This is a genomic window from Thermoanaerobacterium sp. CMT5567-10 (genome assembly GCF_030534315.2).
Taxonomy (GTDB): Bacteria; Bacillota; Thermoanaerobacteria; order Thermoanaerobacterales; family Thermoanaerobacteraceae; genus Thermoanaerobacterium.
In genome coordinates this window covers 810,306-833,896 of record NZ_CP130558.2, presented here as the reverse complement: position 1 = coordinate 833,896, position 23,591 = coordinate 810,306, and the positions used below count along the sequence as shown (strand labels likewise).

Genomic DNA, 23,591 nt, shown 5'->3' with positions numbered 1-23,591 from the left:
CTGATTTGCATATAATATAGGCTGTATGTTTGTTAAAACATATTTATGATTTGTGCATTTGCTTAATAGATGTAGCGTTTGTAAGAGTTTACCGTCTTCGCTAAAATATACTATAATAATTTAATGAACCGTCATATACCGAACAGTATGAACGGTAGTTTGAGAGGACACTGAATAAAATAATTATTCAGCTCCTACACACTTATCTTAAATTTGTTTATGGAGTTCATTAAGGTGTTTGCAATAGCGTTTAAATCTTTAGCAGACTTTGATATCTCAGATATTGCCTCTTTTTGTTCTTCAGTAGACGATGATATTTCTTCTGTAGATGCTGCCGTTTCTTCAGTTACTGCTGCTATATTTTGTATAGAAGTTAACATATCAGTTCTACTTTGAGATATTTTTTCCATAGAACTGTTTAGCTTTTTCAGTTCACTGACAATCCTGTTTACTGCTGTCTGGATGTCATAAAAAGTACTTACTGTTTTGTTAAGGGCTTTGTTTTGTTCTTCTATTGATGCGCTAGCATCTTCAACAATTTTATATGTTGTATCAATATTTTGTTGTATTTCGTTTATTATTTGCTCGATATTGCTTGCAGCTTTAGATGACTGGCTTGCAAGTTTTCTGACCTCTTCAGCGACAACTGAAAATCCTCTTCCACTATCTCCAGCCCTTGCTGCTTCAATCGCAGCATTTAATGAAAGAAGATTAGTCTGATCTGCAATTGTTGTAATTGTTTCTACAATTTTGCCGATTTCAAGAGATTTTTTCTTTAAATATGATGTTGATTCCTTCACTTTGTTGTGCATAAAATCTGTTAGCTTAGATTTTTCACTTAAATCTTTTATATTTTCAATACCAAGGTTTGCTGCACTTATTACAGTGTCTGTCTCGTTGTTAATGTGCTTGGAATTTTCAATTGTAATATCGACATTTTTGCTGAGAATATTTGTAAGTGATGCACTATTTTCAGCGTCTTTTGCCTGTTCCTGAGCACCTTCTGCGATTCCTTTCATTGCGAGAGCAACTTCGTTTGTTATAATTTCGGCCTTTTCTGAAGAGGCAAATAGCTTTTCCGAATATACATGTACATTATTTGCTGCATTTAACACATCTGATATAAGGTTCTTAATGCCATCTATCATCGCATTAAAACCTGCGGCCAACTGTCCTACTTCGTCTTTAGCTTTTATATTTATCTTTTGAGTTATATTTCCTTTTGAAGCTTCATTCATGGTTTGCATGATCTTCTTTATATTAGATGTAATGCCTTTTGAGAAGAAATATGCTATTAGAAGCCCTATCAGGAGGCATATTAAGCTAAACAAAATTATATTGTATTTTATTTGTGACACACTATCATTGAGTTCTGAAGAATTCATATCAACAACTGCTTTCCAACCGAAATTGCTGAGATTTTTTATCGTTGCAAATTTTATTATTCCGTTATCAGTATATTGAAAAGTGGTATCATTTAAAGAAATCATCTTTTTGCCATAATCTCTTTCGGTTATATATGTAAAAAGATTATTTTTGTCTTTACTTGCTAATATAATACCATCTTTTGATAAAATATATACATTTCCAGTTTTACCTATCGCAATTGATGAAATCATATTAGAAAGGGAATCAAGGTTAATGTCAAAGGCTAAAACACCTATTACATCAGAGGCGGCAGATGTTAATGAGCTTTTAATAGCTTTTGATACAGTAAAAACTGCACCGTTTGTACCATTATTGCTGTAGGGCCCTGTCCATATTATTGAGTCAGGATTTTCTATTGCATCTTTGTACCATTTTTGTGCGGTTGGGTCATAATTTGAGTCAAGAGGCAAATCTGGTGATTGAATCATTTTTTTGTCAGGTGTTGCAAAATAAATTATTGATATTTTACTGTTTTTTGCATTTAAAATATTTGTAAATAAATCTTGAAGGTTTTGCTTATCTGTTGCAAAATCTTCTTTGCCGTAATTTAATAATTGACTATTATCAGACAGAATAGTAAGCTGAGTCTCCACATCATTTTTAAAAAGATTTACGTAATTATTTATAAGTCCAAGAGTATCCTTGTTAGAAACGTCAATGCGATCTTTTAAAATTTGAGTAGATTTGTTTGCAGACATATAACCTGTAAATGTAAGTGGCAAGATTATAATTAAAGCAATAAAAACCATTAACTTAGTAAAAATGCTTTTGTTAATCATTACAAGTTTTTGTAAATTTGGCTTAATTAAAGTTAATTTTTGCTTACGAGTGGTTTGAGGTATTAACAATTTTTTGCTCATAATTACTCCTCCTCTAAGTTAAATAAGCAAAGAACACAAACGATTGCATAATATATTATAGCATTAATACATAAAATTGTAAATGAAATATATAGAATAGTTTGAACTTAACATCATTTCGATCAGGTTTAATAAAATTTAATAAAAATCATAATTGTAAAAATTTAACCACAATTATATAATGGTATTAATTGTATATCTTTAATATGTTGCTTGAAAATTGCGTAAAAATTAAAATAGGAGGTTTGACGTGGATGATAAAAATTAATCCAAAAATTTTAAAAAAACAATTATATGAAAATACTAACTTTATACTTCTTTTTTCAGGGAAGTTTATTTCTCAGATGGGCGATGTCGTTTATAATATGGCTATCGGATGGTATGTATTATCTATTACAAAATCTGCTCTTGCTATGTCTGTATATATGGCTATTGGAACTGTTATATACGTTTTAGTTGGACCCATAGGGGGCGTTATAGCAGACAGACTTGACAGAAAACAACTTTTAATATGGATGGATATCATAAGAGGTATTGTCGTTGCATTAATTGGCGTGTTGATGTATTTTGGTGTACAGTATATTTGGATTTTTTATATTGCTTCGGCAATTTTAAGTATATGTGGAGCAATATTTGTACCAGCTTCAAATGCTATTATTCCAGTTATAGTTAGTGATGAATATTTAAATAAAGCTAATTCTATGAATTCGGTGATACAAAGCATTACTAGTATTGTTGGACTTGTAAGTGGTGGTGTTCTGTATTCTCTGATAGGTATTAGTGGTATATTTGTATTTAATGCTGTATCATATATAGGTAGTGGAATACTTGAAGCTTTTATTAATATCTCTGCAATGACTAATAAATATATATCATTTGAGAAGAATAAAAAACATGTATGTAGAGAACTTGTTGAAGGATACAATTACATTAAATCACAAAAAGGATTTTATATTTTAATGTGGTTTGCATCAATTGTAAATTTTGTTTTAGTACCAATTAATGCAGTATTTGTCCCATACATATTCAATCAGATCTTAAAAACAAATACTCGAAATTATTCTTATGTAGGAACAGCAAATGCGATAGGAGTATTAATTGGAGGATTTATAATGTCAATACTTTCGCAAAAACATAAAGTAAATAAAACGCTAAAAGTAGGCATGGTATCATTTAGCATATTATCTTTTTTGATTTTTATATCAATGTTTATGTATACAGTTGGAATAATAAAACCGGGATTTTTGATTACAAGCTTAATTATAATTTTTACACTATTCGGGTTATCTAGTTCTTTAGTAAATATTCCTTTATTTACGTTAATGCAAAAAATGATAGCTAATGAGATGCTTGGAAGGGTAACTGCCTTATTTACAACTCTTTCAATGATAGCAATGCCACTTGGAATGATGATCGGCGGTGTTGTGGCAGATGTTTTCCCTATGCGAATGCTTCTTTTAGCCTCGTCGTTACTTGTAATTTTTCTGACATTTGTTTTATACATTCAAAAAGACATACAAAATTTATAGAATTTAATTGAAATGTTAAAAAAACTTTGTAATAAACAAAAAATAATAATTATTATAAAAAGTATATTGACAATTTTTGAATCTGGATATACAATTATATTAAAGATAGCGCAAGCGATTGCAAATTAATTTCAATTAAGGCGCTTTTAAAAATAACATCAAAGAAAGCGATTGCTGTAATTAAATAGTAATCACTAAGGGGATGATACTAGTAAAAGATTATGATTGTGAAGTTTGTCTGCAGCATTTTTAGTTAATGTACATCAATTTGTTATTATGTTGGAGAAAAATAAAATGCGTTGTCGTTTTATTTGGTTGTAGAACTGATATGGAGAAAATCTATGTAAAGCGATGCTATATATGCGATAACTGTATATGTAAACATTGTAACAAAAGCTTAGATTGAGGTTTGAAATAAAATTTTGGGATATACCCAAAAAAATCATAAAATTTTATTTTGTGAGGAGGATTTGTATGAAGAAGTACACAAAAATAGTTGCAATATTGACAACTATGGTATTGCTATTATCAGTTGTTTTAACAGGTTGTGGCAGCAGCAAGTCAAACAGCAATTCTAATTCATCATCTAATAGTACAAATAGTACAAAAAAAGAATCAGTTTCATTAACTGTATGGTCACATTTGACAGATTCTGAGGTTGCTAAAGTTCAAGAGATAGCTAACAAATGGGCTAAAGAAACAGGAAACACAGTTAAAGTTTTAGCAGATCAGAGCGATTTCCAGGCATTTTCTACAGCTGCGCAGAGTGGCAAAGGTCCGGATATAATGTTTGGTATAGCTAATGATAATCTAGGGACTTTCCAAAAGGCAGGATTGCTTGCAGAAGTGCCGGATGGCATAATAAATAAATCAGATTACGTTTCAATGAGCATAGATGCTGTTTCATTTAATGGAAAAATGTATGCGATTCCACTTGCAATGGAAACATATGCTTTGTTTTACAATACAGATAAGGTACAAACACCACCAGCTACAATGCAAGATTTAATTGATCTTGGCAAAAAAGTTGGATTCCAATATGATGTCAATAATTTCTATTATAGTTATGCTTTTATTGCAGCAAATGGTGGATATGTCTTTAAACAAAGTGGCGGAAAACTTGATCCAAATGATATTGGATTAAATAACGATGGTGCTAAAAAAGGTTTGTCTATGATAAGAGATTTTGTAATCACAGATAAATTTATGCCGGCAGATATTAAAGGAGATATAGCTAAAGGAAATTTCCAAAGTGGGAAAATAGGATTATATATAGGCGGGCCATGGGATGTTGATGGTTTTAAGAAAGCTAATGTTCCCTTTAAAGTTGCTCCGATGCCGACGCTGGATGGCAAGGCAATTCCTACTTTTGCAGGAGTTCAGACTGCATTTGTAAGTGCTAGCTCAAAGCATCAAGATGAGGCATGGGATCTGTTGAAGTATTTAGCAGAAAATACAGCATTACCATTATTTGAGACAGGTAACAGAATTCCTGTATTAAATAGTGCATTAGAAAATGACGAAGTTAAAAATAACGAGATAATGAATGCGTTTGCAACACAGGCTAAAAATGCACAACCAATGCCTAATATACCAGAAATGCAGGCTGTATGGACACCTGCTGGTAATGCACTGCAGCTTGTAACATCCGGGAAAGCAACACCTGATAAAGCAGCAGATGATATGGTTAAGCAGATAAAGCAAGGTATTGCTACTCAACAGTGAAATAAGGGGCTATTGGCCCCTTTATACTTATAATAGAGGAGGATGATCTATGAAGACAGGAGCGAAGATACGCGATAAATTGACGCCGTATGCATTTTTGTCGCCTGCAATATTATCTATGACAATATTGAGTTTTTTACCTATTGCGTACACTATATATATTGCTTTTACTAACTTTAGTTTAAATCATTTTAGACAATACCAGTTTGTTGGCTTGAAGAATTTTATAGATATTATTAATGGACCATTAAGAACAGTATTTTTGCCTGTGCTAATATGGACAATTGTTTTTGCGCTTATTGCAACATTGTCAAATTATATTATTGGACTTTTTTTGGCTGTATTATTAAATAATAAGAATATGTGGGAAACTAATATTTACAGGGCCATACTTATAATACCGTGGGCATTGCCATCAACCATTGCAATATTAGCATGGCAAGGGCTATATAATCAAGATTATGGTGGAATAAATACATTGCTAAGCTATTTCCACATTGCAAAAATACCTTGGCTTACGGATCCCTTCTGGGCAAGAGTTGGTATAATAATAGCTAGTGCATGGATGGGCTATCCTTTTATGATGAATGCATCATTAGGCGGACTTCAGGCAATACCGCCAGAACTTTATGAAGTAGCAGACCTTGATGGTGCTACTTGGTTTCAAAAATTAAGACTTATTACAATACCAATGCTAATGTCGTCTGCGCTACCGCTTATTATATCCTCTTTTGCATTTAATTTTAATAACTTTGGTTCGGTATTCTTGATAACAGGCGGTGGACCACCAAGGACGGATACTGCTTTTGCAGGTACAACCGATCTTCTGGTAAGTTCTGCGTATAAGATGACGATGCAATTTAATAGATATGACCTTGCATCGGCCCTATCCATAATTATATTCTTGATAGTAGGCACATTAAGTTTTATCAACATGAAGATGACGCATGCATTTGAGGAGGTGGACTAAGTGGATATTTCTGCAAGTGCAAAAATACCAAAGAGAAGTGCTAAGCATAAACATAGAGCAGATCATAAAATGCGGCCTAATGAAAGAGTCACTTTATGGGTTAGCAGAATAATAATATGGGCATTTATAATTGTTATTCTGTTTCCGGTTGCATGGGTTGTAGGTGCTTCACTTGGCACTGGAGATGCATTTTTTACAGGAACTATATTCCCAAGACGAATAAGTTTTCAGAATTATATAGACTTATTTCAGAAAACGCAACTTTTGACGTGGATAAAAAATAGTTTAATTCTGTGTTTTGGTGTTGCAATTATACAGTCAATATTGACCTCTACTTCATCATATGCTTTTAGTAGGATGAAATTTGTTGGAAGAAAAAATGGATTAATGACACTTTTAATATTACAGATGTTTCCTACTTTTATGTCGTTACCAGCAATTTATGGTATATTGGCAAAATTAGATTTACTTGATAATCTTTATGTATTTATGTTAGTATTAGCAGGTGGAAGTGCATTTAATATCTGGCTTTTAAAAGGATATATCGATGGGCTGCCAAAAGAGCTTGATGAAGCAGCATTGGTAGATGGAGCCTCATATTGGCAGATATTTGTAAGGATTATATTGCCTCTTACTGCTCCAATGCTTGTGGTTATATTTTTATTTAGCTTTATTGGCACATACAGCGAATTTATATTATCAAGTGCAGTCTTAAAATCTCCTGAAAGCTATACAGTTGCTCTTGGACTGCAGCGCTTTATAAATAACCAGTTTTCAGCTCACTGGACATTGTTTGCAGCAGCGTCTGTTGTTGCATCACTGCCACTTGTCATAATATTTATGGCACTGCAGAGGTATTTGCAGCAAGGACTTGCAGCTGGAGCTGTGAAAGGCTAATGATGAATGCTAGAATTGGAAAATGTTACACATGGAACAAAATGTAAGCACTGGAATATATTCTAGTGCTTTTTTGTATATAATCGCATCGCAACGGTAAAAATAATATTATGTGTAAATAAATAAAAATTGGAGGTTAGCGATGGGAAAAATAGTTGGTATTCCAAAAGCGCTTTTATACTATAACTTTTATCCTATGTGGAAGACTTTTTTTGAGGAACTAGGAGCAGAAGTTATTACATCAAGTAACACATGTAAAAAAATAGTAGATGATGGAGTTAAAAGCTGTGTTGACGAAACATGTTTACCTGTTAAGACATTTGTCGGCCATGTAATTGATTTAAAAGAAAAAGGCGTTGATTATATATTTATACCGAGAGTTGTAAGCATCGAAAAACGCAGATATCTATGTTCAAAATTTTTAGGTCTTCCTGATTTAGTAAAAAATCTAGTTACAGATTTACCTGAAATAATTGATATGAAAATCGATTATTATCGTGGTGATGATACCATGAAAAAGGAAATTTTAAAAGTTGGAAAGATATTTGTTAATAATTCGAAAAAGATTTATGATGCATATCTCAAATCTATAGAGATGCAAAAAAAGTTTGAAAGTATCATGAGAAAAGGATTGTCAAATACAGAAGCGATAAAAGCTATTGAAGAAAACAGTGTAGATGTAAAATTAAATGGAAATTTAAAAATAGCATTGCTGGCACATTCGTATGATATTATGGATGATTACATTTGCATGGGTATAATAGATAGATTGAGAAATATGGGGGCAAATGTTTTTACGACATGTATGTTGGACAGAGATAAAATTGAATTAGGTGCAAGTAAACTACAAAAAGATTTATTCTGGACGTATGGAAGAGATATTTTAGGTGCAGGTAAATATTTTATTGAAAATAGAGATATCGATGGAGTAATATCAGTTTCTGCATTCGGATGTGGACCTGATTCACTGACGGATGACCTTCTTGAAAGGGATTATAAAAGAGATGGAAAAATTCCTTATATGTCTCTTACTATTGATGAGCATACAGGTGAAGCTGGCATAACTACAAGGCTTGAGGCATTTATTGATTTATTGAGATGGCGCAAAGGAGAGATTACAATATGAAGATAACATATCCTCATATGGGATCATTAAATATGATTTTAAAGACGATGTTTGAAGGAATTAATATAGAAGTTGTGGAACCACCGCCTGTAACAAGTAAAACACTATCAATTGGCGTTAAATATTCGCCAGAATTTGCTTGCCTTCCTTATAAGATAAATCTTGGAAATTTCATTGAGGCTCTTGAGAAAGGTGCTGATACTATAATAATGTTGGGTGGCGTTGGTCCTTGTAGATTCGGCTACTATGGGCAAGTTCAAAAAGAGACATTGATTGATCTGGGATATGATTTTAAAATGATAATACTCGATCCACCCCATGGAAGATTGATTGATTTTTTGAAGGATCTTTCAGGATATTTTCCAGGAGTTTATTGGAAGGATGCTTTGAAAACCTTTATTTTCGCAGTACAAAAAATGATTGCTGCTGACAATCTAGAAAAACATCTTTTGATTTTAAGAGCCCATGAAGATAAAATAGGAGTTACGACTAAAATTTATGAAAAATATGTTGAAGGACTTAAATATGCCAAAAATAAAAAGGAATTAGATTATATATACAGAGAAGGTGTAGAAAAGATAAAACAAAATGCAAATGTAAAAAGAGACATCCAATTAAAAGTTGCTTTAGTAGGTGAAATTTACCTCATGCTAGAGCCTTTTTCAAACATGGATATATGCAAATCATTAAATGAACTTGGCATAGAAGTTACTAAGACAGATTATCTCTCTGATTATTTGATTAACAGTGCTTTTAAATTACCTCAAAAATTAGAATTTAAAAGATATGCTCATGGATATTTGGAAAGGGACATAGGTGGACATGGCTTAAATACAGTAGCAAATACTGTAAAGTATGCTGAAAAAAATTATGATGGGATAATACAGATTTTTCCATTTACTTGTACCCCTGAGATCGTGGCAGAAAGTATAATCGCTAAAATCAGCGGTGATAAAAATATTCCTGTCATGTCTTTAAGTTATGATGAAAAAACAGGAGAAGCAGGATATCAGACAAGACTAGAAGCATTTAAGGACTTGTTAGAAAGGCAAAAAATCAATGCATTAAAGTAAAATATAAAAAAATTCTTAAATTTTTTTTCTGGATATCGAAAAAATTATAAATTATTGGTATACTTATATTTGTATATAAAAAGATAAATGGAAGATCGACGATGAGGTGATTTTTTATGAATGAACTTGGCGATATACTTAAAAATGCAAGGTTAAAAAAAGGTATGACACTTGACGATCTTCAAGAGATTACTAAAATTCGTACAAAATATTTGAAAGCGATAGAAGATGGTGATTTTAATGTTATGCCTGCTTTAGTTTACGCAAAGGGTTTTGTAAAAAGTTATGCTGAAGCGGTTGGCATTGATCCGTATGAGCTGCTTAATAAGTACAGCTATCTTTTTGAAGATGAGAAAGAGAAAGAAGAAGAGAGACAATATGTAAAGCCGGATATCGAAGAGAAAAGGGATTTTGATATATTCGAAGCTTTAAGAAAGCTAGTTAAGCCTTTTATTGGAGTTATAGTATTATGTCTTTTCGCATTTGGCATTTATTATATGGTTAATCAAATCAATAGAGGCTTAGCTCCGCTTCCAGATACGACACAAAGCAGTAAAGATACAACGTCAAAAGCACCAGATAATAAAAATAATACAACGTCTAATGATGTATACAACAATAATGTAAAAACGACGACGTTTAGCGTGATAAATAGCACAAAAAGTGAAGTGGACTATAAAGTTGTACCTGCAGGAGATTCGTACAAAGTTGACCTATCAATACCGGGGCAAAAGTGCTGGGTCAGTGTAAAAGTAGATGGAGCGAGTACTTATCAATACTTAATGACGTCAGGTATGACTAAAACTTTTGATGTGAAAAACAATATAGAAATCTTGATGGGAAATCCGCCGGATGCTAAAATAACAGTAGACGGACAAGAAATACCACACATCGATATTCAAGCGCCTGTCACCGTCAAATTAGAAAAATGAGAAAGGGGTATTGTATGATAAGACAAGCTGTATATCATAAAAGTGATGTTCCGTTTGCATATCCTTTAAATAAGGATGAGCTTCATATAGTCTTGAGAACTGCTTTTTCAGACATAAAAAAATGTTACATTTTTTATCGTGACAGATATGATTGGATGGGTAAGTTCAAAGTAAAAGAGATGTTTTTAACTCAATCAAATGATTTATTTGATTATTATGAAACGACACTTAAATTAAACAAAAAATTTGCATACTTTTTTTACCTAATATCTACGAGGAATGAAAAAGTCTACTATACGGAGTCAGGTTTTTATAAGAAGAGGCCAGAAAAAAGTTTCCATGGATTTTTCCAGTTTCCTTATATATGTGATATGGATGTTTTTTTTCCACCAAAATGGACAAGCGATTGCATTGTATATCAAATATTCCCTGATAGGTTTAACAATGGAGATAAATCAAATGATCCAGAAAATGTGAGACCTTGGGGTGAGAAACCTGAACCAACTACATTTTTTGGAGGAGATATTCAGGGAATTATTGATAAAGTTGAATATCTTAAGGATCTGGGAATTAATGCAATATATATGACACCAATATTTTTGTCACCGTCAACACATAAATACAATACAACAGATTATTATAAAATAGATCCTCATTTTGGGGATACTCATAAGGCTAAAGAATTAATTGATAAATGTCACAAAAATGGGATAAGAGTTATTTTCGATGCTGTCTTTAACCATTGTGGCTATGAATTTTTCGCATTTCAAGATGTGATTAAGAATGGGAAAGATTCAAAATATTGGGACTGGTTTAATGTTTATGAGTGGCCTATAAAAACAACACCTGTTCCAACATACGAAGCTTTTGCAGATCATGAATGGAGAATGCCGAAGCTTATGACTAAAAATCCTGATGTACAAGAGTACTTGCTTAATGTTGCTGAATATTGGATTAAAGAAGTTGACATCGATGGTTGGAGGCTTGACGTTGCAAATGAAATAGACCATCATTTTTGGAGAAGATTTAGGGAGATTGTGAAAAAAGCGAAGCATGATGCTATAATTGTCGGTGAGGTTATGCATGACGCATCACCTTGGCTTTATGGTGATCAGTTTGATAGTGTCATGAATTATCCTTTTAAGAATGCTCTTGTTGACTTTTTTGCAAAGAGAAGTATAGATGCAAAACGATTTAACACTATTATGACTGAACAATTGATGAGGCATATGGATGGTGTTAATAGGGCTATGCTAAACTTAATAGGAAGCCATGATACAGAGAGATTTTTAACAATGTGCAATGGCATGGTAGTGCGGATGAAGCTGGCGCTTGTGTTTCAATTTACTTATATTGGGGTTCCGTATATATATTATGGAGATGAAGTTGGTATGGTTGGTGGTTATGACCCCGATTGTAGAAGATGTATGATTTGGAATGAAGAAAAACAAAACTTAAAATTATTTAATTTTTATAAAATGCTTATTTTTTTGAGAAAGGAAAATGAAGAATTAAGATATGGAACATACAAGACACTCTATGCAAGAGATGGAATTATAAGCTTCAAAAGAGAATACAAAGGTAAATCGATTATTGTAATAATAAATAATAGCAGCAAAGAGCATTCGATATTATTAAATGGCGTACAAGGGAAGGTAGATATTTTACAAATGGGTAAGATAAAAATAAGGGATAAAATTATGTCATTAGAGCCAAACTGTGCCTATATTTTGAAATAAATTAATGAATATTTTAAGTTAATCTTTATAGGAATAAAGCCGGACTATTTGTCCGGCTTAAAACATAGGAATTTTAACGTTTTGTATACATTAATTCGTAGTATTCTTTAAGCATTCTATTTGCTGAAAAGGCATCATAGGTTGTTCTAATGCTTTCTCTCATCATATTTTCCCATTTTGCCTTATCATTGTAATATGTTGGTACAACTTTATTTAAAAGCACATCATACAAAGCTTCTAGGTCATGTTTGTCTAAAACATCGATATCATCAGATTCAAACCCATCGCCAAATTGCCAGCCATTTACACCATCAATGCAAGCTTCGGGCCACCAACCATCTAAAATACTTAAGTTTAAGACGCCGTTCATAGCAGCTTTCATACCAGATGTACCGCTTGCTTCCTTTGGCCTTCGAGGATTATTAAGCCAAACATCGGAACCTCTTGTCAACATTTTGCCTATTGTCATATCATAATCTGGAAGAAATACGACGCTTTCTGGGTATTTTTTGGTCATCTCAATTAGTTTTGCTACGATTTTTTTCCCAACATCATCTAAAGGATGTCCTTTTCCAGAAAATACCATTTGTATTTTTCTTGATTTTAAGTACTCACCTATAACTTCATCATTTGTGAAAATTAGGTCACTTCTCTTGTAAGGAGCAGCTCTTCTTGAAAAGCCTATTAACAATTTGTCAGAATCAAGTTTTACACCAGTGCGGCCATATACAAAATCAATTAATTCTTGTTTTATTAAATTATGTGTTTCAAGGAGATTTTGACCTTTATGGTATGCTTCCGTGATTCTACTATCTACCCATGTTTTTCTGTCAATACCGTTTGTAATTGATATGATTGGAGCTGCATTATCAACATGTGCCCACATTTTATTTGCCGTTTGTCCGTGTAGTTTTGCGACACCGTTTGCAATTCGTGAAAGTCTTAGCCCTGCAACAGTCATATTAAAAGGAACTCCGCCTATTTGAGCCATTTGCTCAATTGTTAGACCGTTGTTTGCACCCATGTACATGAGAAGCTCTATGTTGTGAGACTCGTTTCCTTCAATTACAGGTGTATGTGTTGTAAATACAACTTCTTGTCGTGTTGCATTCCATGCTTCATTAAACGTCATATTTTTATTTTCCATTTTCTCCCGTATAAGTTCTAATGCTGCTAATGCAGCATGGCCTTCATTAAAGTGATAGACATCGACGTCAATTCCCAACGCTCTTAAAGCTCTTACACCACCGATTCCAAGCACGATTTCTTGTGCAACTCTTTCTTCACCAAACCACCCGTAAAGTTGTCCTGTTATCCATCTATCTCCATTTTCAGGTATATCTGTATCAAGGAGATACAGTGGTGCATTGTCAAAACTATCTACAAGCCAGACTTTACAGTATACATCTTGATTTCTAATTTTAACTTTTACTTTTACACCTGTATCTTTTAAAAAGTCGTACTTGTAGTTATGATATGCATCATAAGGATAACCGTCTTCGCCTATATGTTGTTCTGTATAACCTTGTTTCCACAGTATACCGATGCCTACGAGAGGCATGTCGAGTTCTTTTGCGGCTTTCAAATGATCACCTGCTAAGATCCCGAGGCCTCCAGCATAAAGTTTAAAATCCGAATGAAGTCCGTATTCCATGCAAAAGTATGCTACTCTTGGAAGTTTTTCTCTGTCCATTTTATACCTCCTTATAAAACTTTTAAATATATTATAATATTAAAAAATCAACAATGCAATGGGTTGCACAAAATTTCATAGCCGATGTATGCTAAGTAACCTTATTTGAGATTTGTGAATATTATACAGTGTATATATTAAAAAATATGGCTAAATGCCACCTTTCCATATTGTAATTGGGGTGAGAGTATGGAGGCAAAAGGGAGATACGGAAGAGATTATCAGTATTACAAGGAATACGAAAAGCTGTATGGAAGCCTTGATATTTTCAGATTCTTAACTGCAAAAAAATTAAATGAACTAGGAGAATACGAGGAATGGAAGGACTATAAAGAATTCAAAGAGTGGCTTTCATCAAAGGAAAAATTTGATTGGAAGACTTCTAAGGATTATTTAGACTGGGAAATTAGGAAATTAAATTCATAAATTATTTTTGAACTCCTATAAAATTTATAGGAGTTTTTTTTAAAATTATGTAGTATAATAAACTTAGGACTTGTGAGGTGAATTATATGTCCTTTTCATCAATCACAAAAAATGAGCTGTCAAGAATATACCCTGAGGAAAGGTGCTGTAAATTAGCCGAGCTTGCTGCTTTGATAAGAACTATAGGCGTGATATCTATATATGGACATCAAAGAATTAGTTTGAGCCTTGTCACTGAAAATGCTTCTGTTGCAAGATTGGTATTCAAAGTTTTAAAAGATATATTTAATGTTGTAGCAGAGGTGATGGTGAGAAGAAACAGTCAATTAAAAAAATCTTTAAGTTATCTTATTTTGGTGTCTGATAAGACGGCTGCGGAAAATATCTTAAAAGAAGTCGGATTTATAAAACATGACAACGAAGGCATTAAGCTTAATTACGGCATTGAGAAAAGCTTGATAAGCAAAAAGTGTTGCAAGAAAGCTTATATTAGAGGAGCTTTTCTTGGAGGTGGTTCAATAAGTGATCCAGAAAAGGGATATCATATGGAGTTTATTACTCACAATATTGATCATGCTAAAGATTTAAGTAAATTAATAAATAATTATCATTTGCATTCAAAAATTATTGCAAGAAAAAATAATTATGTAGTATACTTAAAAGAGGGAGAACAAATAGTAGATGTCCTAAACATAATGGGGGCACATAATTCCTTATTGAACTTAGAAAATATACGCGTATATAAAGATATAAGGAACAATGTAAATAGGCTTGTTAATTGTGAAACTGCCAATCTTACAAAGACAATTAATGCATCATTGAGGCAGATTGAGAATATAAATTATATAAAGGATAACGTAGGATTGAATTATCTCCCTGACAATTTAAAAGAGATTGCAATAAAAAGGCTCAAATATCCAGATATAAGTTTAAAAGAATTGGGACAAATGCTAGATCCTCCTGTTGGAAAATCAGGAGTAAATCATAGATTAAGAAAAATTGAAGAAATAGTATCAAAATTAAAAGAGAGGAGAGTCAATAACTATGACTGAAAAGACAGTAGAAATTAAAAATAAGACAGGTCTTCATGCAAGACCGGCAGCTTTATTTGTACAAGCAGCTAGCAAATTTTCTTCACAGATTTGGGTGGAAAAAGAAAATAAAAAGGTGAATGCTAAGAGCATCATGGGTATTATGTCGTTAGGTGTTGCACAAGGGAATACAGTAAAACTTATAGCTGATGGTAGCGATGAGCAGGAAGCTATAAAGGCTCTTGTGGACTTAATTGATTCAAAATTTGGAGAAGAATAATCTAAAAAAGGTTTCTTAGGAAACCTTTTTTGTATGAAGGATGATTTTTTTATGACTAAAAATGAAAGAGTACTGGAATATCTTAAAAGCCTGCCAGAAGGTACAAAAATATCAGTCAGAAGTCTAGCTCAGGCTTTAAAGATAAGTGAGGGTACAGCATATAAAGCCATAAAAGATGCAGAAAGTATGTATATTGTAACTACTATTCCCAGAGCTGGAACAATAAGGACGAAGCCAAAAAATAAACAGATTGATAGGCTTACGTATGAAGAGGTAAAGAATGTGGTTGATGGAGTTGTACTGGGAGGCGAAAATGGGCTTGATATTGAGCTTCATAAGTTTTTGATAGGTGCCATGACAACCGAAGAGATGGTTAAGTATATCCAGCCGGGCGATCTGATAATACTTGGAAACAGGGACAATGCACAGACGGCTGCATTAAAAGCGGGTGCAGCTGTCTTAATCACTGGTGGATTTGATGCTAAAGATGAAGTAAAAAATCTGGCAAATCAACTTTCACTACCTCTGATTTCTACTACCTATGATACTTTCACGGTTGCCACATTGATAAATAAGGCAATTAATGAAAGAATGACAAAGAAAAGAATACTTCTGGTAAATAATATCATGTCTACAAATCCCATTTATATGACGACAAAGCAGACTGTTAAGGATTGGAAAATGTTATTAAACAAGACAAGCCATACAAGGTATCCGGTTGTTGACGATAGCGGAGCTTTGGTGGGTATAGTCACATCAAGAGAGGTAGCCAAAGCTGATGAAGAAGATAGAATTGGGGACATAATGTCAAAAAACCCCATATATGTAACAGAGACTACAACTGTAGCTTTTGCTGCACATTTAATGATATGGTGGAATATAGAAGTTTTACCTGTTACAAACAATAAAGAGCTTGTAGGCATTATAAGCAGAGAAGATGTTATAAAGGCATTGCAGTACATGGCAAAGCAGCCTCAGATCGAAGAAACTATAAATGATACATTGTTAAAGGATTTTCGAGCCGAGAAAATTCAAGATGGTATGAAGTTTTTTGGCACGATACCTCAGAACATGGTAAATCAATTGGGAACTGTAAGCAGCAGTGCGCTTATGATGCTTATGTGTGAATGTGGTGTATCGTCAGTGACGAGAAATAAAAGATTTGATGCTGTTGTTGACAATTTTTTAGTTTATTTTATAAGGCCTCTTCAAACAGAGAAAAGTATTGAAGTAAATACTACAATAATTGATTACAGCGGTAACTTTTGCAAAGTTGAGATATCTGTCATATACGATGGAACTATGATTGCTAAAGCATTAATGTCATTGAGGCTTCTAAAAAACAAGAAATTATTTTAAGGTGATTGACATGTTTGTACATTTGCATGTTCACAGTGAATATAGCCTTTTAGACGGTTCTTGTAGAATAAAAGAACTAGTTAAAAGAGCAAAAGAATTGGGTATGGATTCTATCGCTATTACAGACCATGGAGTTATGTATGGTGCTATAGAATTTTACAAAGAGGCAAAATCTCAAGGGATTAAGCCTATAATTGGATGTGAAATTTACGTTGCTCCAAGGTCATTGTATGACAAAGAGTATGGCATAGATAACTTAAACTACCATTTAATATTGTTATGTAAAAATATGACTGGATATGAAAATTTGATGAAGATCGTATCGAAGGCATCTATTGATGGTTTTTACTACAAACCTAGAGTAGACCATGAATACCTAAAAAAACATAGTGAAGGATTAATAGCACTAAGCTCTTGCCTTGGCGGTGAAATACCGTCGTATCTTCTCTCAGATGATTATGAAAAAGCTAAAGATACAGCTATTTTATACAATTCTATTTTCGGAAAAGGCAATTTTTATTTAGAGCTTCAGTATCATGGCTTAAATGAACAAGAAAAAGTAAATTCTGAATTAATAAAGTTATCTAAAGAGCTTAACATACCGCTTGTTGCAACAAATGATGTGCACTACCTCAATGAAGACGACCACATGGCACATGAAGTTTTACTATGCATACAGACAGGTAAAAATATGGATGATGCTGACAGGATGTCATTTCCAACAGATCAATTTTACTTAAAGTCATCAGATGAGATGTACGAGATGTTTTCATATTGCAAGGACGCTTTAGAAAATACCAGAAAGATAGCGGAAATGTGCAATTTGGAATTTGAATTTAATAAGACTAAGCTGCCTAAGTACGACGTACCAGATGGCACGACATCGGCGGAATACCTGCGAAAGCTTTGCATTGAAGGGCTTAATAAAAGATATGCAAATCCAAGCAAAGAGGTAATTGAAAGGCTTAATTACGAATTATCTGTGATAGAAAAGATGGGCTATGTTGACTATTTTCTTATCGTGTGGGATTTTATAAAATTTGCCCGCGATAATGGTATTATGACTGGCCCAGGCAGAGGTTCTGCTGCTGGAAGCCTTGTGGCATACTGCCTTGGGATAACAAAGATTGATCCTATAAAGTACAACTTGCTGTTTGAAAGATTTTTAAATCCAGAGAGAGTCAGCATGCCTGATATAGATTCTGATTTTTGTTATGAGAGAAGACAGGAAGTAATTGATTATGTTGTAAAAAAGTATGGCGAAGATAAAGTGGCACAGATAATCACATTTGGTACAATGGCTGCTAGGGCCGCAATCAGAGATGTAGGGCGAGCATTAAATTTTCCATACGCTGAAGTTGATGTTATTGCAAAAATGATTCCCTTTGAACCAGGGATGACCATAGATAAAGCTATTGAATTAAATCCAGAGTTAAAGGAAAAGTATAAAAATGATGAAAAGATAAAGCAGCTAATAGATATATCCAGATCTCTTGAAGGACTTCCAAGACATGCTTCAACGCATGCGGCAGGTGTCGTCATATCTAGTGAACCACTTGTAAAATACGTACCATTGCAAAAGAATGAAGGATCTATTGTTACACAGTTTACAATGACGACTCTGGAAGAATTAGGTCTATTAAAGATGGATTTTTTAGGTTTAAGAACTCTTACAGTCATCAGAGATACTTTAAATATCCTAAAAGAAACCCGAGGTATAGATGTAGATATCGACAATATAGATTTTGAAGATAAAGAAGTCTATGCGCTAATATGCAAAGGCGAGACTGAAGGTGTTTTTCAATTAGAGTCATCTGGAATGAAACAGTTTATGACAGAGTTGAAGCCAGAAAAACTTGAGGATATAATAGCAGGGATATCTCTTTATAGACCTGGCCCTATGGATCAAATACCTAGATATATTGAGAATAAAAATCATCCTGAAAATATAAAGTATGAACACCCGCTTCTTAAGCCTATACTTGATGTAACATATGGATGTATGGTGTATCAGGAACAGGTTATGCAAATTGTAAGGGATCTTGCAGGGTATTCGTTAGGAAGGTCTGATTTAGTTCGCCGTGCCATGGCAAAGAAAAAAATGAAGGTCATGGAGGAAGAAAGAAAAAACTTTATATATGGAATAAAGGATGAAAGTGGAAACTATGTGGTACCTGGAGCCATAAATAAAGGTGTCGATGAAGCTACAGCTAATAGGCTTTTTGATGAGATGATCGATTTTGCCAATTACGCATTTAATAAATCACATGCAGCTGCTTATGCTGTTGTAGCATTTCAAACAGCATATTTGAAGAAGTATTATCCAGTGGAATTTATGGCTGCTTTATTAAATAGCTTTGTTGATAATACAGATAAAGTAGCTTTCTATGTTCAAGTTTTAAAGAAGATGGGCATACAAGTATTGCCGCCAGACATAAATGAAAGCTATTCCCATTTCAGCGTTGTAAACGGAAAAATAAGGTTTGGGCTTGCAGCTGTGAAAAATGTTGGATTAAATGCAACATTAGAGATTGTAGAGGACAGAAAAAAGAATGGCAGATACATATCAATTGTAGATTTTTTTGAAAGAATAGATGATATGCAGTTAAATAAAAAGGCTGTTGAAAGCCTAATTAAAGCAGGTGCATTTGATTCATTTGGTGTATATAGATCACAATTGCTTGCTGTTTATGAAGATATTATGGACAGCATACATAAAAACAGAGAGAGAAATATAAAGGGACAAATGTCATTATTCGGGAGCGAAATCGAAAGAAATGAAGTTAACTATTCACTTCCTGATATTAAAGAATTTTCTCAAGACATGATACTTTCAATGGAAAAAGAAACGATGGGACTATACATAAGCGGACATCCCCTTGATGAATTTCAAGAAGACATTCAAAGAGTAGCAAATTGTACGACCCGGGATTTGAAAAACGGCGATGACACATTTGTAAAAAAATCGATTTTTGATAATCAAGATGTGGTTTTAGCTGGAATAATCGAAAGCAAAAAAATAAAATTTACAAAAAACAATAATATGATGGCATTTGTAAACCTGGAAGATTTGTATGGGACGATAGATGTTATCGTATTTCCTACAATATATGAAAGGTATTCAAAATTTTTGAGGGAAGACTTACCTGTGATAATAAAAGGCAAGGTCAGTTTAAAAGAAGAAGAAGAGCCGAAAATTTTATGTGACGAAATTGAGCCACTTACCCACAAAGTTAGAGAAAAACTGTGGCTTAATGTAAAAGAACAAAAAGATATTGAAAAGATTAAGGGAGTTTTATCAAGGTATAGAGGAAATATTCCCGTATTTATAAAATACACGAATAAAAGCCTTGCTGCCAAAAAAGATTTGTGGGTAAATGGAACGAATGAGCTTTTAGATGAGCTTGTCAGTATACTTGGAAAAGAAAATGTTAAAATTGTATAATACATAAATATATATTGATATTATACAAAAAATAAATTAAAATAGTAGTTAGAATAATCAAGGAGGCCTTTTTATGTGGACTGTTATATACATGGCGCACAGCATGGAGATTGCTGAAAAGGTCAAAGATATACTGACAAAGGAAGGCTTTTTAGTAAAATTAAAACCTCTAAAAAAAAATGTAGATAATAGTGAAGGATATTGCGAGGTTATGGTTCCCAATTCAGAAGCACAAGACGCACAAAATACTATTATTGAATATGGTCTTTAATTGCCCCTTACAAGGGGAACTTTTAATAAAATGGGACGCAATAGGACCCGGTTGGTAAGGAGGATATATTATGAAAACTATAGGAGTATTAACAAGTGGTGGAGATGCGCCAGGCATGAATGCCGCAATAAGGGCAGTTGTAAGATGCGGTATATACAATGGACTCACAGTTAAAGGCATCATGAGAGGATATCAAGGACTTATTGACGATGAAATAGAAGACATGACATTGTCATCTGTAGGTGATATTATACAGAGGGGTGGCACAATACTTCGAACAGCCAGAAGTGCTGAGTTTAAAACAAAAGAAGGTAGAGCTAAAGCTGCAGAAGTTCTAAAAAAACATGGAATTGAAGGACTTGTAATCATTGGTGGCGATGGTTCTTTCAGAGGGGCACAATTGTTAAGCAATGAGCATGGAGTCAATACTATTGGAATACCAGGTACTATTGACAACGACATACCATGTACTGACTATACAATTGGTTTTGACACAGCGTGTAACACTGCAATAGATGCTATAAATAAGATAAGAGATACAGCTACATCGCATGAAAGAGCCAATATTATCGAGGTAATGGGGAGAAATGCTGGATACATAGCGCTTTATGCAGGACTTGCTGGTGGAGCAGAAATCATTATAATACCTGAAGTAAAATTTGACATTGATGAAGTGTGCGAAAAAATTTCATACGGCATTAAGAGAGGTAAATTGCATCACATAATTGTATTGGCAGAAGGAGTAATGAGCGGACTAGAGTTATCAAAGATGATTCAAGAGAGGCTTCCTAAGCTTGATTTGAGGCATACTACGTTAGGCCATATACAAAGAGGCGGTGCACCGTCGGTTATGGATAGAATTATTGCAAGTCAAATGGGTTCCAGAGCTGTTGAGCTTCTATTGGAAAATAAATCACAGAGGATAATCAGCATAAGAAACAATCAAATAGTTGATGATGATATTGACACTGCATTAGCCATGAGAAAAGAGTTCAACTTTAAGTTATATGAACTTAGCAAAATATTATCAATCTAAGGAGTGAAGATATGCGTAGAACTAAGATAATATGCACAATAGGTCCTGCAAGTGAAAAATATGAAATACTGAGAGAACTAATTGAAAGTGGCCTAAATATTTGCAGATTAAATTTTTCTCATGGCGATCATGAAGAACATGGAAGCAGAATAGACAATATAAAGAAGATTAGAGAAGAGCTTCAGCTGCCGATTGCTATTATGCTTGATACGAAGGGACCGGAAATAAGAACTGGGAAATTTAAAAATGGAGTTGCTGAGCTAAAAGAGGGACAGACGTTTACGATAACCTCTAGGGATGTTGAGGGCGATGATAATATTTGTTCGGTGACATATAAAGGACTTCCTCAAGATGTGGAGAGAGGTTCTCACATATTGATTGATGATGGTTTGGTATCTTTAAAAGTCAATGATGTAAAAGGCGAAGACATAGTATGTACAGTTGAAAATTCTGGAACGATTGGAGATCATAAAGGTGTAAACGTGCCGGGTACAAAGCTTAATTTGCCTGCTATCACGCAAAAAGATGTTGACGACATAGAGTTTGGAATAAAAAAGGGCATTGATATGATAGCTGCATCTTTCGTTAGAAAAGCAGCAGACGTAATTGCTATAAGAAGGCTATTAGAAGATAACGATGCAGGTCACATACTCATCATCTCTAAGATAGAAAATCGTGAAGGTGTAGAAAATATAGACGAGATTATAAAAGTTTCAGACGGCATAATGGTTGCTCGTGGAGATTTAGGTGTAGAAATACCAATAGAAGAAATACCGATTGTTCAAAAAAGAATAATTGAGAAGTGCAATAAAGCAGGTAAGCCAGTTGTCACAGCTACTCAAATGCTTGATTCTATGATAAGAAATCCAAGACCTACAAGGGCAGAAGTTACCGATGTAGCAAATGCTATATTAGACGGTACTGATGCAATAATGCTTTCTGGTGAAACGGCTCAAGGGAAATACCCTGTAGAAGCTTTTAAGACGATGTCAAAGATAGCTGAAAAAATAGAGACGTATATAAATTACAAAGAAAATTTGGACAAGAATGTGGACTACAATATTTCTATGACAAATGCTATAAGCCATGCAACATGCACTACCGCAAGAGATATAGGTGCAACTGCAATTATCACATCTACAATATCAGGTTACACTGCACGAATGGTGTCTAAATACAGACCGTCAGCTCCTATAATAGCGGTGACACCAAACAAAGATGTGGCGAGAAGGCTTAGTATTGTATGGGGTGTACATCCTTTGATATCACAAGAAGTCAACTCTACAGATGAGATGATAGAAGTTTCGGTAAATACTGCTTTAAACGAAGGTCTAATTCGGAATGGTGATATTGTTGTAATATCTGCGGGGATACCAGTTGCGACTACAGGTACAACAAATATGTTAAAAGTCCATATAGTCGGCGATGTGATAGTAAAAGGAACTGGTATAGGTACGAAATCAATAAGCGGTGTTGTATCTGTCATAAGAGATCCGTATAAAGATAAAGATAAATTTAGAGAAGGCGATATTATTGTTGCTCAAAAAACAGAAAGAGATTATATGCCTATAATAGAGAAGGCATCGGCGATAATAACTGAAGAAGGAGGCCTTACATCACATGCTGCAATAGTCGGATTGAACTATGGATTGCCTGTAATTGTAGGATGTGAGGGAGTTACTGCAAAACTGAAAGACGGCATGACTGTTACGCTTGATGCAGCGAGAGGCTTAGTGTATAAGGGAATAGTAAATATAAAATAGACAGGAAG

18 protein-coding genes are annotated in these 23,591 nt (G+C 33.7%); 16 read left to right on the top strand and 2 right to left on the bottom strand.

What is annotated here, in order from left to right; all coding sequences use genetic code 11:
- Window positions 1–194 precede the first annotated feature (194 nt).
- A complete protein-coding gene (locus Q2T46_RS04375) occupies window positions 195–2,288 on the bottom strand; it encodes a methyl-accepting chemotaxis protein (protein ID WP_303264117.1) in 2,094 nt (697 codons plus the stop codon).
- A 254-nt stretch (window positions 2,289–2,542) separates the two neighbouring features.
- On the opposite strand from Q2T46_RS04375, the gene Q2T46_RS04370 reads away from it, so the two are divergent.
- From Q2T46_RS04370 to Q2T46_RS04335, 8 genes are all read left to right on the top strand, one after another.
- Window positions 2,543–3,817, top strand: a complete 1,275-nt coding sequence (locus Q2T46_RS04370; RefSeq protein WP_303264118.1) for an MFS transporter — start codon at window positions 2,543–2,545, stop codon at window positions 3,815–3,817.
- A gap of 474 nt (window positions 3,818–4,291) precedes the next feature.
- Complete coding sequence (locus Q2T46_RS04365) at window positions 4,292–5,542, top strand: maltose ABC transporter substrate-binding protein (RefSeq protein ID WP_303264119.1); 1,251 nt, start codon at window positions 4,292–4,294, stop codon at window positions 5,540–5,542.
- Window positions 5,543–5,591: 49 nt separating this feature from the next.
- Complete coding sequence (locus Q2T46_RS04360) at window positions 5,592–6,512, top strand: carbohydrate ABC transporter permease (RefSeq protein ID WP_303264120.1); 921 nt, start codon at window positions 5,592–5,594, stop codon at window positions 6,510–6,512.
- Between the two features lie 69 nt (window positions 6,513–6,581).
- Window positions 6,582–7,409 carry a sugar ABC transporter permease gene (locus Q2T46_RS04355; protein WP_041587532.1) on the top strand — a complete coding sequence of 276 codons (828 nt, stop codon included), beginning with the start codon at window positions 6,582–6,584 and terminating at the stop codon, window positions 7,407–7,409.
- Window positions 7,410–7,551: 142 nt separating this feature from the next.
- A complete protein-coding gene (locus Q2T46_RS04350; RefSeq protein ID WP_303264121.1) occupies window positions 7,552–8,535 on the top strand; it encodes an acyl-CoA dehydratase activase-related protein in 984 nt (327 codons plus the stop codon).
- On the top strand, window positions 8,532–9,608 hold the full coding sequence (locus tag Q2T46_RS04345) for a hypothetical protein (protein WP_303264122.1): 1,077 nt from the start codon (window positions 8,532–8,534) through the stop codon (window positions 9,606–9,608). The genes Q2T46_RS04350 and Q2T46_RS04345 overlap by 4 nt, the downstream gene beginning before the upstream one ends.
- A 116-nt stretch (window positions 9,609–9,724) precedes the next feature.
- Window positions 9,725–10,540, top strand: a complete 816-nt coding sequence (locus Q2T46_RS04340) for a RodZ domain-containing protein (protein WP_303264123.1) — start codon at window positions 9,725–9,727, stop codon at window positions 10,538–10,540.
- 14 nt (window positions 10,541–10,554) lie between these two features.
- On the top strand, window positions 10,555–12,279 hold the full coding sequence (locus tag Q2T46_RS04335) for a glycoside hydrolase family 13 protein (RefSeq protein WP_192403099.1): 1,725 nt from the start codon (window positions 10,555–10,557) through the stop codon (window positions 12,277–12,279).
- A gap of 73 nt (window positions 12,280–12,352) precedes the next feature.
- Here the strand turns inward: Q2T46_RS04335 and glgP are convergent, their stop codons facing one another.
- Window positions 12,353–13,972 carry an alpha-glucan family phosphorylase gene (glgP, locus tag Q2T46_RS04330; protein ID WP_303264124.1) on the bottom strand — a complete coding sequence of 540 codons (1,620 nt, stop codon included), beginning with the start codon at window positions 13,970–13,972 and terminating at the stop codon, window positions 12,353–12,355.
- A gap of 189 nt (window positions 13,973–14,161) precedes the next feature.
- Between glgP and Q2T46_RS04325 the strand changes: the two genes are divergently transcribed.
- The 8 genes from Q2T46_RS04325 to pyk all read left to right on the top strand — a co-directional run bounded on the left by Q2T46_RS04325 (window position 14,162) and on the right by pyk (window position 23,583).
- The gene (locus Q2T46_RS04325) at window positions 14,162–14,398 is read left to right on the top strand and encodes a hypothetical protein (RefSeq protein ID WP_303264125.1); all 237 of its coding nucleotides are present in this window, start codon (window positions 14,162–14,164) and stop codon (window positions 14,396–14,398) included.
- An 86-nt stretch (window positions 14,399–14,484) separates the two neighbouring features.
- Entirely contained in the window at window positions 14,485–15,450 is a 966-nt protein-coding gene (whiA, locus tag Q2T46_RS04320) for a DNA-binding protein WhiA (protein ID WP_303264126.1), read from the top strand.
- Window positions 15,443–15,709 (top strand): HPr family phosphocarrier protein, encoded by a 267-nt coding sequence (locus Q2T46_RS04315; RefSeq protein ID WP_013297295.1) that lies wholly within the window; start codon window positions 15,443–15,445, stop codon window positions 15,707–15,709. Before whiA ends, Q2T46_RS04315 begins: the two co-directional genes overlap by 8 nt.
- A gap of 51 nt (window positions 15,710–15,760) precedes the next feature.
- Window positions 15,761–17,068, top strand: coding sequence for a DRTGG domain-containing protein (locus Q2T46_RS04310; RefSeq protein WP_303264127.1), 1,308 nt, complete (start codon window positions 15,761–15,763; stop codon window positions 17,066–17,068).
- 10 nt (window positions 17,069–17,078) lie between these two features.
- Window positions 17,079–20,513, top strand: a complete 3,435-nt coding sequence (locus tag Q2T46_RS04305) for a DNA polymerase III subunit alpha (RefSeq protein WP_303264128.1) — start codon at window positions 17,079–17,081, stop codon at window positions 20,511–20,513.
- 73 nt (window positions 20,514–20,586) lie between these two features.
- Entirely contained in the window at window positions 20,587–20,784 is a 198-nt protein-coding gene (locus Q2T46_RS04300; protein WP_013297298.1) for a hypothetical protein, read from the top strand.
- A gap of 70 nt (window positions 20,785–20,854) precedes the next feature.
- A complete protein-coding gene (gene pfkA, locus Q2T46_RS04295) occupies window positions 20,855–21,820 on the top strand; it encodes a 6-phosphofructokinase (protein ID WP_303264129.1) in 966 nt (321 codons plus the stop codon).
- 11 nt (window positions 21,821–21,831) lie between these two features.
- Window positions 21,832–23,583: a pyruvate kinase gene (gene pyk, locus Q2T46_RS04290; protein ID WP_303264130.1), complete on the top strand. Its 1,752-nt coding sequence runs from the start codon at window positions 21,832–21,834 to the stop codon at window positions 23,581–23,583.
- Window positions 23,584–23,591 lie beyond the last annotated feature (8 nt).